The organism is Sideroxydans sp. CL21, assembly GCF_902459525.1.
Taxonomy (GTDB): domain Bacteria; phylum Pseudomonadota; class Gammaproteobacteria; order Burkholderiales; family Gallionellaceae; genus Sideroxyarcus.
In genome coordinates this window covers 253592-269133 of the sequence record NZ_LR699166.1, presented here as the reverse complement: position 1 = coordinate 269133, position 15542 = coordinate 253592, and the positions used below count along the sequence as shown (strand labels likewise).

At 55.9% G+C, this 15542-nt stretch carries 12 protein-coding genes and 1 tRNA gene; 4 read left to right on the top strand and 9 right to left on the bottom strand.

Features of this window, described 5'->3' with window-relative positions:
- Nucleotides 1–8: 8 nt before the first annotated feature.
- Nucleotides 9–1625, top strand: coding sequence for a cyclic-di-GMP receptor FimW-related protein (locus QOY30_RS01315; protein WP_283742841.1), 1617 nt, complete (start codon nt 9–11; stop codon nt 1623–1625).
- On the opposite strand, the gene phoR is transcribed toward QOY30_RS01315, so the two are convergent.
- From phoR to QOY30_RS01300, 3 genes are all read right to left on the bottom strand, one after another.
- A complete protein-coding gene (gene phoR / locus QOY30_RS01310; RefSeq protein WP_283742840.1) occupies nt 1622–2944 on the bottom strand; it encodes a phosphate regulon sensor histidine kinase PhoR in 1323 nt (440 codons plus the stop codon). The two genes, QOY30_RS01315 and phoR, sit on opposite strands and share 4 nt — an antisense overlap.
- A gap of 66 nt (nt 2945–3010) precedes the next feature.
- The gene (gene phoB / locus QOY30_RS01305; protein WP_283742839.1) at nt 3011–3700 is read right to left on the bottom strand and encodes a phosphate regulon transcriptional regulator PhoB; all 690 of its coding nucleotides are present in this window, start codon (nt 3698–3700) and stop codon (nt 3011–3013) included.
- 75 nt (nt 3701–3775) lie between these two features.
- The gene (locus tag QOY30_RS01300) at nt 3776–5299 is read right to left on the bottom strand and encodes a high affinity choline transporter 1 (RefSeq protein ID WP_283742838.1); all 1524 of its coding nucleotides are present in this window, start codon (nt 5297–5299) and stop codon (nt 3776–3778) included.
- Nucleotides 5300–5517: 218 nt separating this feature from the next.
- Between QOY30_RS01300 and QOY30_RS01295 the strand changes: the two genes are divergently transcribed.
- Complete coding sequence (locus tag QOY30_RS01295; protein ID WP_283742837.1) at nt 5518–5928, top strand: hypothetical protein; 411 nt, start codon at nt 5518–5520, stop codon at nt 5926–5928.
- A gap of 92 nt (nt 5929–6020) precedes the next feature.
- Here QOY30_RS01295 and QOY30_RS01290 read toward each other — a convergent pair whose 3' ends face one another.
- From QOY30_RS01290 to surE, 4 genes are read right to left on the bottom strand one after another with little or no spacing between them, the layout of a single operon-like run.
- The gene (locus QOY30_RS01290; RefSeq protein ID WP_283742836.1) at nt 6021–6860 is read right to left on the bottom strand and encodes a radical SAM protein; all 840 of its coding nucleotides are present in this window, start codon (nt 6858–6860) and stop codon (nt 6021–6023) included.
- On the bottom strand, nt 6857–7795 hold the full coding sequence (locus QOY30_RS01285; RefSeq protein ID WP_283742835.1) for a peptidoglycan DD-metalloendopeptidase family protein: 939 nt from the start codon (nt 7793–7795) through the stop codon (nt 6857–6859). Before QOY30_RS01285 ends, QOY30_RS01290 begins: the two co-directional genes overlap by 4 nt.
- The gene (locus tag QOY30_RS01280) at nt 7792–8448 is read right to left on the bottom strand and encodes a protein-L-isoaspartate(D-aspartate) O-methyltransferase (protein WP_349496670.1); all 657 of its coding nucleotides are present in this window, start codon (nt 8446–8448) and stop codon (nt 7792–7794) included. Before QOY30_RS01280 ends, QOY30_RS01285 begins: the two co-directional genes overlap by 4 nt.
- The gene (gene surE, locus QOY30_RS01275) at nt 8445–9194 is read right to left on the bottom strand and encodes a 5'/3'-nucleotidase SurE (RefSeq protein ID WP_283742834.1); all 750 of its coding nucleotides are present in this window, start codon (nt 9192–9194) and stop codon (nt 8445–8447) included. The genes QOY30_RS01280 and surE overlap by 4 nt, the downstream gene beginning before the upstream one ends.
- 706 nt (nt 9195–9900) lie before the next feature.
- On the opposite strand from surE, the gene QOY30_RS01270 reads away from it, so the two are divergent.
- Both QOY30_RS01270 and QOY30_RS01265 read left to right on the top strand, forming a co-directional pair.
- Nucleotides 9901–12060, top strand: a complete 2160-nt coding sequence (locus QOY30_RS01270; protein WP_349496669.1) for an HDOD domain-containing protein — start codon at nt 9901–9903, stop codon at nt 12058–12060.
- Entirely contained in the window at nt 12060–14309 is a 2250-nt protein-coding gene (locus QOY30_RS01265) for an EAL domain-containing protein (RefSeq protein ID WP_283742832.1), read from the top strand. The genes QOY30_RS01270 and QOY30_RS01265 overlap by 1 nt, the downstream gene beginning before the upstream one ends.
- Nucleotides 14310–14443: 134 nt before the next feature.
- Here the strand turns inward: QOY30_RS01265 and QOY30_RS01260 are convergent.
- Nucleotides 14444–14520: transfer RNA gene (locus tag QOY30_RS01260), tRNA-Pro, on the bottom strand.
- 30 nt (nt 14521–14550) lie between these two features.
- A complete protein-coding gene (gene ispB, locus QOY30_RS01255; RefSeq protein ID WP_283742831.1) occupies nt 14551–15513 on the bottom strand; it encodes an octaprenyl diphosphate synthase in 963 nt (320 codons plus the stop codon).
- Between the last annotated feature and the right edge of the window lie 29 nt (nt 15514–15542).

Below are 15542 nucleotides of genomic sequence, written 5' to 3'. Positions count from 1 at the left end.
GAGTGAAAATGCTGCCTCTGGAACCGACTGACGATCTTGCCAGCCCCGCCTTCAAAAATGCGGATTCTTGCACCAGGTGGTTGAGCCAGTTCCAGCTGACCAACCTGAGCCTTGCGCATGGCACGCTGCGCGCCCAACTGGATGAATTCAACCGCTTTCCCCTGCGCGGCAAGGACCGCCTGCAGACGCTGGAGGCATTGCGCGAGACCGTGAATATCGTTCAGGACGATTTCTCAAAAAGACTGTTCGGAAAAAAGTTGCCGCTCGCCGACGAGGATTTCACCACGCTCGTCGCCCTTACCAGCTTGTGGCAAAGCATGCTCAACGGTTACCTGCGCTGCATGCAATCCTGGGATGCGGGAGATACCACGCTCGCATCCGATGCAGCGCTGATTTCTCACCGCTGCCTGCTTTACAGCGGATTGCAGCTCGGGGAGTTCCTGCGTGCAGGATGCGAGCCGGACGGACAATCCTGGCAACGCTTCCACATGATCTACGCATATATCGAGGAACGGGGATTCCAGCAGACGCCTGTCGCCGATAAATTCAACCGTACGGGCCGCCCGGTCTCCTGCCTCATGCTCTACGTCAAATCGTTGTTGCTGCATCGCGCACGTTTGCTCAGCCTCACGCGAGTCCAATGGCATATCGTCGATCGCTGGCTGGAATACTGGGGAGACACTTTCAACATCGAGCCAAATTGCAGCATGACCCGGGAAGATGCGCCGCCGCTGGCTGTCGATCTGGCCGGGTCACGCGGATTGGTCTCAATACACCGGGCCACCAGTGCTGCCAGCATGCGCTTTCTGGCGATGGTTCCCTTGTCCAAACTGATCCGGGTCAAAACCATTCTGCTGCTGCAGGGCCAAACCCCGCAGCAAAATGAGCTCGGGGACGAGCTGAACAGCAATGACTGTATAGAACTCCTGAACCGCCTGCATGCGTGCTGGTGCGAACAACGCGCCGAATCGTTGATGGACGAGCCGCGCGATGTACCCGTTGCGGAACTGTGCTTCGGCCTGGAAAACATCTACGCGCATATCTCGCGCAAGCCGTTCAAGGCGCCGAGCATCGCCGGTATCGCGGACAAGGAAGCGCAGAAACAGATCGAGACTTTCGGTCGTGTGCTGGACCAGACCGATCGCCACAACCTGCTGGAAGTCGGCTTTCTGTCCGAGACATGGCTGGTGGAAGATGATGGATTGCTGCAAGGGCGCCTGTTGCGCAAATTGAATACCGGCGAAAGGCTGGGGCTGAACCAGATCGTCTGCGTGCACAATCCCGAAACGAAAGCCTACAAGGTGGGAGTGATCTCGCTGGTCAGCGTTGCGCGTAGCGGACAACTCTACATCGGTGTGCGCTACCTGCCGGGCAGTCCGCAAACCATGATCGTGCGCGGAAATTCCTGCGGCAACCTGCTTACCAGTGCGGCAGCTGCGCTGATGCTGCCGGAAATACCCAGGCTGCGTATCCCTGCCAGCATTGTCCTCCCGCGAGACTGGTTCCAGGCCGGACGCCGCATCGACCTCGCCTTGAAGGAAAATCCGAACCTGAGCGTGATACTGGGTTTCAGTCTGGACAAGGGCGGCGACTACGAACGCGTCAGTTTCACACCGGCGAGTTAGCTTATCGCGGTCGGATCCTCTTCCGGTATTCGCCGCTTCGCCGGGAAAACGATGCTGAAGGTACTGCCCTTTCCTTCTTCACTGGCAATATTGAGTTGTGCCTGATGACGCATGGCGATGTGCTTGACGATAGCTAGCCCCAGGCCGGTGCCGCCGGTCTCGCGCGAACGGCTGCGATCGACACGATAGAACCGTTCTGTCAGGCGCGATATATGTTGGGGCGCAATGCCAATTCCGCTGTCTCTTACGCAGAACACCATATGGCCGTCGGGCTGCTCATACCAGCGCAACTGAATACCGCCCCCGGGTGGCGTGTAGCGAATGGCGTTGGTGACCAGGTTGCCGAAGGCGCTGTGCAATTCGCTGATGCTTCCGCTGAGTCGTGAGCCGCTTTCGATCTCAAGCTTGAGTTGATGCTGTCCATTGCTCAGCACGCGCCCTTCTTCGAGCAAGGTGTTCATCAAAGCGGGCACATCCACTGTTTCTTCGTGCAATATGTTCTGCTCGTTCTCCAACCGCGACAGGGTCAGCAGATCGTTCACCAGATTCTCCATTCGCTTGGTCTGGTCGCCCATCAGCTGCAAGGCGCGTCTGGCCATATCATTCTCCAGGCTTGGCATATCCTGCATCGTCTCGACGAAGCCGTTGACCACGGTCAGGGGGGTGCGCAATTCGTGCGAAACGTTGGCAACAAAATCGCGGCGCATCGTCTCGATGCGTTCCAGATGGGTGATGTCGCGGCTGATGAGCAGGCGCTTGCTGCTGCCGTAGGCAATCAGCTTGATTGAGAGTACGAGGTCGTCATGCCGCATGCCGCGCAACACCAGCGGTTCGGCAAAACTGTTCCGCGCGAGGTATTGCACGAATTCAGGTTGGCGTGCGAGGTAGGTGATCTGCTGCCCGACGTCGCGATCTCCATCCAGACCGAAATGATGTTCTGCCTGCGGGTTGCACCATTCGATCCGGTCTCCCTCACCCAGTATCACCACACCTTCGGGCAAGGCCGAGGTGGCCTGTTCCATCTGAAGCAGCGCAGCAGCATGTTGCTCGCGTTCCTTGCGGCGGCGCTTGGTCAGCTTGTTAAGTTGCGAAAAAGCATCCACCCACAGACCCGTGCCGTCCGGCACTGCCCGCGTATCCGGGTCGGATAGCCATCGGTTGAAAGCGGCGAGGTTGCGCAAATGGGCAAAATACTGGAGGGTCATACCAATGCCAAAAACCAGTGCGGCTGGCATGGCTCCCGCCGTCAGCCAGAGCAACAATGCAATCAGGAACAGATAGACCGGAAAAATGGAAGCGCGCCGCCAGAAATCGCTCACTATCAAACCTTAGAAATTGACTGGCAGCATTATACGGTGCGAGGCGAATCGTGAGTTCGGCGCAAGTTATTCCCTGGAAAAGCGATATCCGCTGCCGCGTACAGTCTGCACCAGGTTGTCCAGGCCGGAAGGTTCCAGAGCCTGACGCAGGCGACGGATATGGACATCCACAGTACGCTCTTCCACAAATACATGGTCGCCCCAGACCTGGTCAAGCAACTGGGCGCGGCTGTATACACGTTCGACATGTGTCATGAAGAAGTGCAGAAGGCGAAATTCTGTCGGCCCAAGATCGACGATCTGGCCGTTGGCGCTGACACGATGCGTGGTCGGCGAGAGTTCAACTCCTTCCACTCGCACCGTCTCTTCGCTCATTTGCGGCGCACGGCGGCGCAACACGGCACGGATGCGCGCCATGAGTTCGCGCGGCGAAAAGGGCTTGGTTATATAGTCGTCGGCGCCGGATTCCAGCCCGAGTATCTTGTCGCGCTCGTCGGTGCGGGCGGTGAGCATGATGATGGGGATATCGCGTGTACGCTGGTCGGCACGCAAGCGCCGCGCCAATTCGACGCCTGAAGTGCCTGGCAGCATCCAGTCGAGCAGGATGAGATCGGGCAATGCGCGGTTGATCTCGGCCAATGCGGAGGGCACGTCATAAGATTGAGTAGCGCGGAAGCCGCATTGAGCCACGTTGAATGCCAGCAGTTCCTGGATCGCCGGTTCGTCTTCCACTATCAGTATGTTCGCGGTCGTCATCATTTCTCCATCGGTTTCATGTCACTTGGCTTGCGATGGTATGAAAGAATTATGACAATAACATGACAGTTGTGACTAATGGTCGCTTTGATGGCTCGGGTGGTGATGCGGATGTTCGGCCACATGCTCGGTATGGCTGGCCGCGAGGTGATGCAACCCCGCATGTTCAGGCACCTGCGGCAGGGGTCTGGCCACGATGCTGGGCAACAATGAACCGATAACCATGGCAATGGCACTGGCAATGACACCGGCAAACTGGGCCGGGAAAAACGGGTCTTCAGGCCCGAAAATCAGGATGGACAGCCATACCGACAGGCCGCTGAAAATCGCTGCCAGCGCTCCCTGGGTGGTGGAGCGCTGCCAGAATAGTCCCGCTACGAGCGGAACGAAAGCCATGACCAGCGTGATCTGATAGGCGTTCTCGACCATCTTGAAGATGCTGGACTTGGAGTTCATCGCATAAAGAGTGACAACCACGGTAAACGCCAGTGTCACGCCGCGCATGATGTGCAGCATATGCCGATCCGACAGCTTGTGCCCGAGCATAGGCTTGAGGATGTTCTCGCTGAACGTCACCGAGGGCGCCAGCAGGGTGGCCGAAGCGCAACTTTTGATCGCGGAAAGCAAGGCGCCGAAGAACATCACCTGGAAAAACAGGTGCACTTCGGGACGCAGGATCAGGCGCGGCAGTATCATCTGCGGATCGGTATCGATCAGTTCGTTCACCATCTTTGGGTCGATCAGCGTGGCCGAGTAGGCCAGGAACATCGGCACGAAGGCGAACAGGAAATACAGGACGCCGCCGGACACCGAAGCCCACACCGCGATCCTCTCCGTTTTCGCCGACTGCACGCGCTGGAACACATCCTGCTGCGGGATCGAGCCGAACATCATGGTGATCCACGCGGCAGCAAAGCCGATGATCTCCTTGGCATCCAGAGCGGGCCAGAACTGGAACTTACCGGCATCCAGCGCATGATGGACAACCGTGCCCACGCCGCCAACCTCGCCGCTGATCTCGAAACCGATAAACAGCATGCCGATGACGATGATGATCATCTGGATGAAGTCGGTGATCGCCACCGCCCACATGCCGCCGAAGAAGGTATAAATAAGGATCGTGCCGGATCCTATCCACATCCCCATGACCTTGCTGATCTCGCCGCCGGATACTACATTGAACACCAGGCCGAGCGCCGTGATCTGCGCACCCACCCAGCCGAGGTATGAGATCACGATGGCGATAGTGGTGAGCACCTCGACGCTGCGACCGAATTTCTTCTTGTAGAAATCGCCTATGGTCAACAGGTTCATGCGGTACAGCGGCGCCGCAAAAAACAGCCCGACCAGGATCAGGCACATGGACGCGCCGAACGGATCGGCGACAACGCCATGCAAGCCGTCCTTGAGGAAAGTCGCCGGAATGCCGAGCACCGTTTCGGAACCGAACCAGGTGGCGAATACGGTTGCGGTCACCATATAGAAAGGCAAGTGGCGTCCGGCGATGGCGAAATCCCGTGTATTGTGAACACGCGTGGCGGCATACAGGCCGATGCCGACCGAAATGATCCAATAGGCAATGACGAACCACAACAACATATGAACACCCCGGGATTGATCGATGCTGCTTATTTTATCAGCGTTCCCGAAAAGGAACAGACGGCTGCGGCCTCACGCTTCTGATGCCGATCAATTTGTGATGTGGTCGACTTGGCATGCACGGTCAAATAGAATCGCGATTCGGACATCGCCTTGACTTGCCCCTGATGCCAGGCGTTTGATGACTTCATTACTGCCATTTTGCGAAGGATATTGAAATGACAAAACGTCTCAAAACCATTTGCAGCTGCCTGCTTGTAGTTGCGGCTGCTGCGGGCTGCGCAGCTCCCAAACCCTTGCCGTTTCAGCTTGTCGATTCGGAATCCAGGGTACAAAAGGGAATGCTCTTCCCGGGCAGGCAGCTGATTGAAGCGATGGTTGATGGACAGCTGTATAAGGGGTTCTACATTTTTGCCAGCGGCGAGGCGTATTCTGAAACCTTCGGAGGCTGGCGGTCTTTCCCCCGCGATACGCAAACGACTTACTCGTCCAATTCGGCGCGCGCGCAGCTAGTATCCGACAAGGGACAACGCTTGAGCTGCGAGTTCCTGTTCGAATCCAGACGCGCCATCGGCGAATGCCGTTCGCCTTCGGGTGCGGTTTATCAATTGATTGCCGACGGTAACTGAATCAGCTGTGTTGAGGATCGTGCAGTGACCCGCAACACACAGTAAATTTCAAGTCACCCGTTTCATCATCGCAATTATCTTAATTGCCCTGATTAAACCGTCACCCTCACATCCACGCCCAACATGCGGATTCGCGTGGCGAAACCTTCCATCAGCTCGCTCGACAGGGCAGATAAACGCGGTGCTTCAGCCTGCAGTGAAGGCCTTGCCAAACCATAGAGCAGCACACCCCGCGGTTTGATGCCGCCGCGCAACAGCCCTTTGATGAAAGTCACATAGTCATCTTCGTCCTGCGCATCCGGTGCTGCGCCGTCCAGCGCGAACCAGCAGGTTTGCAGCCAGGTATCGGGACAGCATGCGATTGCGGCAACCAGGTTCTGCCGCACCTTGTCCATCGTCGTTTTGGTGTCGTTGATGCGCTGCATGCCTTCCTCGCTGGCGCGATCCAGTTTGAACCAGACTTCGCCGCTGAGTTGCGCTATGCGGCGCAGCCCCTGTTGCACGTTGTCGCGCTGCATGAGGCTGCCGTTAGTGATGAGCACAAGCTTGAGATCGGCGGGTTTGTGCCTGGCGATGAGCTCGATGACTTCGGCGAATTCCTGCGCACTGGTCGGTTCGCCGTTGCCGGAGATGGCAATGTCGTTGATGCGCCGTGCTTCGGGCGGCACGCGTTGCATGAAGTCGCCGTGCTGCAATTCGTGCAAAAACCCGCCGAGTTCCTTTTCCAGCAACGGCAGGTCCACGGGAGGCGCAGTGCCGCGCGCCAGATCCGGCACCTGACAGTAAATGCAGCGCCAGTTGCAGGCATTGTTCGGATTGAGGTTGATGCCGATGGAGACGCCTCCCGCGCGGCGCGATACGACCGGATAGACGTAGCGCAACCCGGCGCTGTCGCGGCTGTGATCGGTAACGCTTAGAGAACCCTCGCTCAAGATTTGATCAAAGGCAGATACTGTGCCGGATCCACGGGCCTGCCGAACTTGCGTATCTCGAAATGCAGCTCGACCTGAGTGGCATCGGTGTTGCCCATCTCGGCGATCTTCTGCCCCTTGCTGACGTTCTGGCCTTCCTTCACGAGTATCTGGTCATTGTGCGCATAAGCGCTGAGATAAGTCTTGTTGTGCTTGATGATGATGAGCTTGCCATAGCCGCGCAATCCGCTGCCGCTGTACACCACTTTGCCCGCCGCGCTGGCCACCACAGCCTGGCCGCGCTGGCCGACGATATCCACACCCTTGCGGTTATCGCTTTCTGAAAATCCGGCGACCAGCTTGCCGTTGGTGGGCATGCCCCATTCCAGCGGCTCTTCATTATCCACTGCGTGCGTTGATGCGCCCGCCGGTCTGACCGGCACAGCAGCTGCCACCACTGGCGTCGCCGCCACCGATGCCGCCGATTCGTTCTGCAAACGTTCTGCCTGCACCAGGGCATTATCGGTATAAACCAGCTTGCCCACCTTGGGATAGCTCTTGGTTGCGCCCTGCTCGGGAACTTGCGAAGCCATCACCGGCCTGGGCACGTCTTTGGGCGCTGAACCCGCTACTGGTATATGCAGTTGCAGTTGCTGGCCAACCTTGATCGCTGCCGGATTTTCCAGTTTGTTCCAATCAGCCACGTCGCGGTAATCCACGCCATGCAGGAACGCGATGCTGTAAAGCGTATCGCCCTTTTGCACGACATATACCCGCGTAACCGTCTCGTAAGCGGAATCCATGACCGGCACAGGTTTTTTGGCAGCAGTTTGCGTCGCTTTATCTGCTCCGTATTCCATCACAGGAGCACGGTGCCCATTCGGAGCGGTTGTCCCACAACCCGCAAGCAAAGTGACCAGTGTCAACGTTGCCCACGGCAGAATCTTTCTGTTCATGCTTTCCCCATCACCAACGGTACGAATTTCACGGCTTCCAGGCGGCTTTCACGAAAACCGGTCTCTTCACGCTCGATCAGATACAAATATTGTTCCTGGGTTCCCATCGGTAGCACCATTCTACCACCCACCGCAAGCTGCTCCCGCAGCACGGCGGAGAGGGCGGGGGCGGCACAGGCCATGATGATGCCGTCGAACGGGGCCTTATCCGGCAAGCCCGTGGCGCCATCCGCATAGCGCAGATTGACATTGAATATCTTGAGCTCGCGCAGCGTTTTTCTGGCGCGTTCATACAAAGGTTGTATACGTTCGATGGAATAGACTTCTTTCGCCACCTTCGCCAGCACCGCAGCCTGATAGCCGCAGCCTGTGCCAACCTCCAGCACGCGGTTGAGCTGCTTGCCGTTGCGCAGCACTTCTGTCATGCGTGCAACGATATAGGGCTGCGAGATCGTCTGCCCATGTCCGATGGGTAACGACACATCGTCGTAAGCGCGGGTCGCCAGGGCCTCGTCGATAAAAATATGGCGCGGCACTTCGCTCATCGCCGCCAATACCGTTTCGTCACGGATACCTTCGGCACGCAATCTTTCTATCAACCGGCCACGGGTGCGCGCAGAAGTCATACCGATGCCGGCGTGGCGCAAGTTCACTTTTGCGTCCCTATCCAGGAACGAACCGCATCCAGCTGGTTGTATTGGGTAAGATCGATCTGCAGCGGCGTGATGGAAACCCGGCGTTGCGACGTGGCGAAGAAATCCGTGCCCTCGCCCGCGTCCTGCGCCTTGCCCGCCGCACCGACCCAGTACACCGGCTGGCCGTGCGGGTTGCTGCTCTTGACCGCCGGCTCGGCCTTGTGCCGCTTGCCCAGGCGCGTGACTTCCATGCCCTGCAGTTGCTCGTGCGGAATGTCCGGCACGTTCACGTTGAGCAGCCAGGGATGCGAATTCGCCTGCGTCATGAAACGCTGCACCAGATCCACCGCAACCTTGCCGGCCGTGTCGTAATGCACGGGTTCATGCCGCGCCATCGAGATCGCGATGGCGGGAATGCCCAACAGAAAACCTTCGGTCGCCGCGGCGACCGTACCGGAGTAAATGGTGTCGTCGCCCATATTCGCACCGGAGTTGATGCCTGACACCACGATATCGGGCTGCGTATCCAGCATGCCGGTAACGGCGAGGTGCACGCAATCGGTCGGCGTGCCGTCGACATAGTAGAATCCGCTCGATGCCTGGCGCAGATTGAGCGGACGATTGAGCGTGAGCGAGTTGCTTGCGCCGCTGCGGTCGCGTTCGGGTGCGACCACCACCACGTCGGCGATAGCGGAAAGATGTTGAAACAAACATGCCAAACCCGGCGCAAAGTAGCCGTCGTCGTTACTGATCAGAATGCGCATAGGGCAAGAAGTAATTGATGAGAAAAAAAGGCCAAATGGGTGTCATAGTTCTTGGCGATCGGGTTGGCGCGTCAAACTCTGATCGCGGTGACGAATGTTAGCCGCCTTTCCGCTTTGCTTCCAGCCTGTTTTGCCCATTACTCACTTCACTCAAACACAACTTTTTTGAATCTGAGTTCTCGATAGTTGACTCGGCCTGTTTGGACTTGCAGCCATTCCCCCACATCGGCCCGTTGAAATTACCCGACACAGAATCGCCTTGATTCCCTATGAATGTAGGCGCTGAGCGGTTGTTATACGCATCAGGCCGATAAGCTACCCATGAAGCTGGCTGGAGCTTTTTAGAAGAAATTTCAAATTTTCCTTAGCCACTCCGATTGCCCTTAACAAATGCATGGTTAATAAGCTAACCATATAATTTAATTAACTAAATAATTAATCACAATTCCCATAATCAAGCAAATGGATTAACTTGCGTCGTTAACTCCTTAATAATAATGAAAAATAACATCCAATATCTGTTGACTTTTTGCTTGGCTTTGTTAGATTTAAACTCCAAGGGCGCGATTTCATTGAAAGGTTTACTTTGTATAGCCAAGTAACCGAACCGCGGATCACAAGTTGCCTAGATGGCATGAGTGATCTATTGGGGATTCATCCCGTAGTGAATTATTGACTGGCAACTTTTCAATGGTTACGCGCAAGCATGCAAAAATCTGATCAATCAATTCGCAATCGCTTGTTGGTAGCCCGACTACCGGCGATGCCTCAGATACTCGTCAAGTTAATTGATCTCTGCCAAAGAGATGATGCAGGCATGGGCCAGGTAGCGAAGCTCATTGCGCACGACGCCGGCATGACCGCCAGAATCCTGGGCATTGCCAACAGCTCTGCTTATAGCCACAGCAGTCTCCAGTTGGGATTGACGCAATCGCTCAATACGCTCGGCATCGAGATGATCAAAACGCTGGTGATCAACGAATCGGTATTTCAAACTTTCAGCAGTTTCTCACGTTTGAACCGCGCAGATCTTCGCGGCTTCTGGCTGCACGCCCTTAAAACCGCGGTAATCGCACGCGAGCTGGCAAAAAAATTGTCCTATCCCCGCAGCGAGGAAGCCTATCTTGCAGGCTTGCTGCATGACGTGGGGCGACTGGCGCTGTTAAGTGCCGCGCCTCAAGAATACTCATCCAATTTCAAGGCTGAGGATGATGAACATCTATGCTCGATCGAAACCGGCTCCATGGGTATTTCCCATGCGGAAGCCGGTGCATGGCTCATCGAACAATGGAACCTGGATTCCTTTTTGGCCGACAGCGTGCTTTACCACCATGAACCGGTTGCCCGGTTGCAATCGGTTCATCCCCTGATTCGTCTCGTTTGCCTTGCTCACCTGCTGGGCAGCTACAAAAGTGACACTCCCGCAGTGGAGGGGGCTGCCGCTTTGTGTGGCATTGATGAAACCGACATACAGGTCATCCTGAGCAGCGTGAATGCTTATACAAAAACCGCAGCCACTTATTTTGGCATTGACCTGACCGAGGCCGATCAAGCGACACCGTCCGGCGAATATGTGCCGCAGGAATCTGCCGGGAGCCGGGTCGAGGACAGGCTTGCCGACGAAGTTCGCAACATGGCTCTGCTGTCGGCATCGGTCCAGACTTTTTCGGGTATTCGCAGCGGAAAGGATCTGCTCGAATCCATCGCCCGGTCAGCGCGTGTCTTGTTCAACTTCGAGGACATGGTCGTCTTCCTGCAAGATGCAAATTCCCAGGCACTGGTAGGTTTTCCCATCGGGGATCGCCAACAGCGGCTAAACGGATTTTCCATCCCGTTGGCGGGTGGCGGGACCATAGCCGAGTCGGTATCCAACCGGCGGATTACCTTTGCCAAACGCGACGACAGTTCGCTTGGCCTCGTTGAAGCACAATTGCTCAGGGCCATGGGTACCGAATGTCTCGCTTACATTCCCCTGATTGCCGGGCAATCCTGCCTGGGAGTTCTGGTAGGGGGACTTTCACCGGCGCAGCTTAATGAGCTCTGGAGTCAGGAACGATTCCTCAAATCTTTTGCGACGCAGGCGGCCGCATCGCTGGAATCATCCACCGCTGCACGCAATGAAATCGAAAAACACATCGCCGCGACAAATCAAGCTCATCGGGAAGCATCGCGCAAGATTGTCCATGAAGTAAACAACCCTCTGTCGATCATAAAAAATTATTTGGGTGTCCTTGATGACAAACTCACCCGTCAGGAGCCGGTCAACGAAGAACTATCGATTCTCAACGAAGAGATCGACCGGGTCAGTCGCATAGTCGGGGGGTTCGCCAACCCGGACGCAACTCCGCAAGAAGATACAACGGAGGTTAACAACGTTCTTAAAGATGTGGTACGGTTATTCTCCGTTAGCCGCTTTTTGCCAGCCTCCGTGAAAATTGCAGTCAAAACGACTGACGAGCCTGACGTGATGCAAGGATCTGCCGACCCTCTCAAACAGATACTCCTGAATCTGATCAAGAATGCGGTAGAGGCGTTACCCAAGGGCGGGATAATTGGCGTCAGGAACAATGGGCGCATAACACGTGAAGGTCGCGCCTATATCGAATTGCGTATCAGCGATAACGGAGCTGGAATTCCGGCAGATGTTTTGGCTAACCTGTTTTCGCCGGTGCGCAGCAGCAAGGGCGGAGAAAATCGCGGACTGGGCTTGAGTATCGTCCAGGGACTGGTCAAAAAGATCAACGGGTTTATCAGTTGCCGTAGCGGAGAATCGGGAACGACATTCGAGATTCTCCTTCCCGCTCATGAGGCTACCGCCAACTATGGCAGCGAGCCGAAACAAATCTCGAAACATGAGGTAAGTTGATGATGAACACTATTGAAGAACATAAGTTGGCCTTCATGAACTTTACCTCCGGTCTGCTGGGTGGCGGGGGAGTACAAATTGACATCAAGCCGCCGTCCCGCGTTCTTCTGGTTGACGATGAACCAAGAATGCTCAGCAGCCTCGGCGAACTCCTCAAAACAGGCGGTTATCAGCTGGCTACTGCCGTATCCGGTTTTGAAGCGATAGACCACTTGGGCAAGGGCAAATTTGATCTGGTCATCCTCGATATGTCCCTTCCGGACATAAGCGGTCGTGAGGTCATGGACTTCATCATCTCCAGCGATGTGGACACGGATGTGATCGTGGTCAGCGGAAACAACGATATTGATTCTGCAATCGGAGCATTAAAGCGCGGCGCATTCGACTACTTGCGCAAACCCTATGCCCGCGAAGAACTTCTCAAAGCGGTCGGAAACGTCCTGAAGCAACGCGACCTTAAGGCGGACAACCAGCGCTTTGCCTGGCAGCTTGAAAGTTCCGAAAGAGTCTACCGGTATTTCGTTGAAAACTCTCCGGACATCATCTACACGCTGAACAACGAAGGCATGTTTACATTTGTAAACAACCGGGTCGAGCAATTGCTCGGATTGTCGCGCGAGGAACTGATAGGCAAACACTATTCTTCACTGGTTCACGACGAAGACAATGAACTGGCCCGCTATGTTTTCATAGAACGCAGAGTCGACGAACGCGCTTCCCGCAATGTCGAGCTGCGACTCAGGAGTCACAAGGGATATTGCGAAAGCCGGACATTTGAAAACTCTCTTCTGACCATCTCGTTCAGCTCAATGGGAATGTACGCGCTGAACCAGAACGAAAACAACCCCGAGTTTCTTGGAACCTACGGAGTTGCGCGGGATATCACGGAACGCAAGCGGGCCGAGGAGTTGATCGCCTATCATGCCTATCACGACATTCTGACCGACCTGCCCAACCGGGTGCTGTTCAAGGACCGCCTGGGCCTGTCGATCATTCAATCTCAGCGGAACGAGACCAAACTGGCGGTCATGTTCATAGACCTCGACCGCTTCAAGCTGGTCAACGACTCGATGGGCCATGTCAGGGGTGACGAGCTCTTGCAGCAGGTCGCCGTTCGATTGAAAGAATGCTTGCGCCGGAGTGACACGCTGGCCCGTTTGGGCGGAGACGAATTCATATTGTCCATCCCCGACTTGCGGGACAGGCAGGACGTCGCGGAGATCGCAGAAAAATTTCTCGATTGTCTGCAACAACCGTTCTTCCTCGGCAGCACCGAAGTGCGAATTTCAGCCAGCATCGGTATTGCCATGTACCCGGATGACGGTTCATCCATCGAGGAACTGGTGCGGCATGCCGACCTGGCCATGTACCACGTCAAGGCGCAGGGGAAGAACGGCCATTCTTTCTATGACAGCTCAATGGTTGATGCATCGCACCAGAAACTGGTGGTCGAGCAAGATCTGCACAGAGCGCTGGAGCGCGGTGAACTTGAAATGTACTACCAGCCTCAAGTGGATGTATCAACAGGTCGTATTGTGGCCGCAGAAGCCCTGATGCGCTGGAATCACCCGGAGCGGGGCTTGCTGACACCCAGCGAGTTTTTGCCTTTTGCTGAAGAAAACGGCCTCATGATCCCCATCAGCGACTGGATGCTTGAGTCCATATGCAATGACCTGATCGAGTGGAATACGACATTGAACGAACCGGTCAGGGTAGCGCTGAACCTTTCGCCGCAGTATCTCGAACGGGGAAAGTTTGTTGAAAAGCTGACCAGCGCGCTGAAACGTCACGAAATTTCCCCGCAGCAAATAGAAATCGAAGTCACTGAAAACACCTTCATACGCAACCCCGACCATGCAATCGAGCAATTCAACAGACTGTGTCAGCTCGGCGTGAGCATTGCAATCGACGATTTCGGCACCGGCTATTCTTCCCTCGCGTACTTGCAACGGTTCTCGATCCACACGCTCAAGATCGACCAATCATTTGTGAAGGAAATCCATTGGGAGAGCGCCCATTCGCCCATCATCCTCGCCATCATCTCCATCGCGAAGGGGCTCGGCTTGAATGTGGTCGCCGAAGGTGTTGAAACAGAAATCCAGTCGAGATATCTGGAACGCGCCGGCTGCAATATCATGCAGGGATACTTGTATCACCGCCCGATTCCCAAAACCAAACTAATTCAAAAGCTGGCTGAACTGGAATCAGAGCAACTGGAAAAATCCTTCGAACAGGCCGGCGCGAAATAATCTGAAAGCCACGCACTGCAACTCTTTCCGAAATCCCGGTTAGAGGGCGCGCTGAATTATGCACGTAGCCATACGAAATTGATTGGCTTTCCCTGTCAGGGAATTTGGAAAAAACTGCTTTGAACCAAATTGATTGGTCGGGGTGAGAGGATTCGAACCTCCGACTCCTGCGTCCCGAACGCAGTACTCTACCAGGCTGAGCTACACCCCGCTCATGCAGACCGGACGGTCTGCCGTGAAACTAAAATTGCCGCGTCGCGGCAAAGTTTGCCAATTCTAACAGACACTGCTTGTATTTAGTATCGGCAAGCGATGCAATCGCGGCGCAAGCAGCCTCGGTTTCGCGCAAAGCCTGCTGCCGCGTGAAGTCCAGCGCACCGGTATCGCGAATGATCGTCAGCACTTCGGAGAACTTGCCCACATCGCCCTGCTCGATGGCGCCGCGCACCACGCCAGCCTGTTCGCTAGTACCGTGCTGCATTGCATATATCAACGGCAGCGTCGGCTTGCCTTCGGCCAAGTCGTCGCCGAGATGTTTACCGGTCTGGGCTTCGTCGGCGGAATAATCCAGTACATCGTCGATCAGCTGGAACGCGGTGCCGAGATGCATGCCGTATTTCGAGGCTGCTTCCTCGTCGGCGGCGGATGCCCGGCCGAGGATAGCACCGAGGCGCATTGCCGCCTCGAACAGCTTGGCGGTCTTGCAGTGGATGACGCGCATGTAGTTGGGGATATCGACGCTGGCATCGTGGCAGTTGAGCAGCTGCAACACCTCGCCCTCGGCGATGACGTTGGTGGCGTCGGCCAGCGTCTGCATCACGCGCATCTCGCCCACATCCACCATCATCTGGAACGAGCGCGAATAAAGGAAGTCGCCGACCAGCACGCTGGCGGCGTTGCCGAACAGCGCGTTGGCAGTCTCGCGCCCGCGGCGCAGTTCGGATTCATCCACCACGTCGTCGTGCAGCAGGGTCGCGGTATGGATGAATTCCACCACTGCCGCCAGATCATGGTGGTGTTTGCCGGTATAACCGAAGGCTTGCGCGGACAGCAGCACCAGCGCGGGACGCAAACGCTTGCCGCCGCTGTTGATGATGTATTCGCCGACCTGATTGACCAATGCCACTTCGGAATGCAGACGTGCGCGGATTACCGCATCCACCGCCGCCATATCCGATGCGAGTAATTGCTTGAGGTTTTCCAAAAATACTTCCTATTCTGAATATGCAGTGT